General features: G+C 70.0%; 3 protein-coding genes. 2 read left to right on the forward strand and 1 reads right to left on the reverse strand.

Annotation, left to right across the window (positions count from 1 at the left end; translation table 11 throughout):
• Positions 1 to 579: methionyl-tRNA formyltransferase (locus RMO97_RS18935; RefSeq protein ID WP_310542563.1), on the forward strand; the 579-nt coding region annotated here is incomplete at its 5' end.
• Positions 579 to 1316: a tRNA pseudouridine(38-40) synthase TruA gene (gene truA / locus RMO97_RS18940; protein ID WP_310542564.1), complete on the forward strand. Its 738-nt coding sequence runs from the start codon at positions 579 to 581 to the stop codon at positions 1314 to 1316. The genes RMO97_RS18935 and truA, both read left to right, overlap by 1 nt.
• On the opposite strand, the gene RMO97_RS18945 is transcribed toward truA, so the two are convergent.
• Positions 1313 to 1993, reverse strand: a 681-nt coding sequence (locus RMO97_RS18945; protein WP_310542565.1) for a M20/M25/M40 family metallo-hydrolase, incomplete at its 5' end; no start/stop codon positions are given. The two genes, truA and RMO97_RS18945, sit on opposite strands and share 4 nt — an antisense overlap.

Raw genomic sequence — 1993 nt, forward strand, 5'->3', positions numbered from 1 at the left:
GCCGCGCCGATCCAGCGCGCGATCATGGCCGGCGACCGGGTGACCGGGGTCGAGGTCATGCGCATGACCGAGGGCCTGGACGAGGGGCCGGTCCTGGCCTCGGAGACCCTGCGCATCGACGCCCTGGAGACCGCCGGGACCCTGCATGACCGCTTGGCGGCCGTGGGCGCGGACCTGCTGGTGCGCACCATGGCCGCAGTGGCCAAGGGTGAGGCGATCGCCACGCCGCAGGCCGAGGACGGCCTGACCTACGCCAAGAAGATCCGCCCCAAGGAGGCGCGGCTGCGCTGGACCAAACCCGCCGCGGAGATCGACCGCAAGATCCGCGGCCTGTCGCCCTTCCCGGGCGCCTGGTTCGAACTGCCCACCGAGAAGGGACCGGTGCGGGTGAAGGCCCTGCTGTCCCAGGTGGAGGAGGGGTCCGGAGCCCCCGGACAGGTTCTCGATGAGAGGCTGCTGATCGCCTGTGGCGAGGGCGCTGTACGCCTGCTGCGGGTGCAGCGGGAGGGCAGGGGCCCCCAGGAAGCCGAGGTCTTCCTGCGTGGCCTGCCGGTGGCGGCGGGGACGGTCGTTCTCTGATGCCCCGCTACCGCATGACCATCGAATATGATGGCCGGCCCTACAAAGGGTTCCAGGCCCAGGCCGACCTGCCCACCGTGCAGGGCTCCCTGGAGCGAGCGGCCCACGCCTTCTGCGGCCAGGACGTGCGTGTCAATGCGGCGGGGCGCACCGACACCGGTGTCCATGCGCTGGGGCAGGTCATCCACATCGACCTCGAGAAGGACTGGCGGCCGGAGGTGGTGCGCAACGCCATCAACGCCCACCTTGTCCCCGAGCCGATCGCGGTGCTGGACTGCGAGATCGCCACGGGCGACTGGCACGCCCGGTTCTCGGCGACGGAGCGGCGCTACCTCTATCGTATCCTCAACCGCGAGAGCCCGCCGGCCCTGGACCGGGGCCGGGTCTGGCATGTGAGGAAGCCGCTGGACGCCGAGGCCATGAATGCGGCGGCCCAGACCCTGATCGGCCACCACGACTTCACCACCTTCCGCGACCTCGCCTGCCAGGCCAAGTCGCCGATGAAGACCATGGATTTCGCGCGGGTTCGCCGCGAGGGCGACGAGGTGGTGCTGGAGTTCGCCTCGCGCTCCTTCCTGCACCGGCAGGTCCGCTCCATGACCGGCACCATCGCCGAGGTGGGCGTCGGCCGCTGGGAGGTCGAGGACGTGCGGGCGGCTCTGGAGGCGCGCGATCGCACGGCCTGCGGGCCGGTGGCGCCGGCCGATGGGCTGTATCTGACGGCGGTCAGGTACTAGGCCTTGAAGGCCTGGAAGTAGCGTTCGATCAGACGCTCATAGACCGCCTGCAGTTGATGGATCTCCGAGACCGGCGCGCGTTCGTCGACGGCGTGCATCGTCTTGCCCACCAGGCCCAGCTCGACGACCGGGCACAGGGCCCGGATGAAGCGGGCGTCCGAGGTGCCGCCGGTGGTGGAGAGTTCGGGGCCCTTGCCGGTGATGTCGGCCACGGCGGCGGCCACCACGTCGGTGAAGGGGCCGGGCTCGGTGAGGAAGGCCTCGCCGCTGATGGACGGCGTCACCACGATATTGCCCTGGAAGCCGGCCAGGGCCTCGCGGGCCTCACCCTCGATCCAGTCGGCCAGGCTCTGACCGGTGTGGTTGGGGTTGAAGCGGATGTTCAGCCGGGCCTTGGCGGAGGCCGGGATGAGGTTGGTGGTCGCGTTGCCCACATCCACCGTGGTGACCTCCAGGTTCGAGGGCTGGAAGCCCAGGAAACCGGTGTCCAGCTCGTGTTCCGACAGGCGGTGCAGCAGGGCGACCAGCACGGGAATCGGATTGGCGGCGCGGTGCGGATAGGCGACGTGGCCCTGGACGCCCTCAACCACGATCTCGACATTGATCGAGCCGCGGCGGCCGATCTTGATCATGTCCCCGAAGATCTCGGCGCTGGAGGGCTCCCCCACCACGCAATG

This window comes from Phenylobacterium sp. (assembly GCF_031425575.1).
In the GTDB taxonomy this organism is placed as follows: domain Bacteria; phylum Pseudomonadota; class Alphaproteobacteria; order Caulobacterales; family Caulobacteraceae; genus Phenylobacterium.

Excerpts from the sequence above, each read along its gene's own strand:
- truA (WP_310542564.1), top strand. The coding sequence starts at position 579 with ATGCCCCGCTACCGCATGACCATCGAATATGATGGCCGGCCCTACAAA.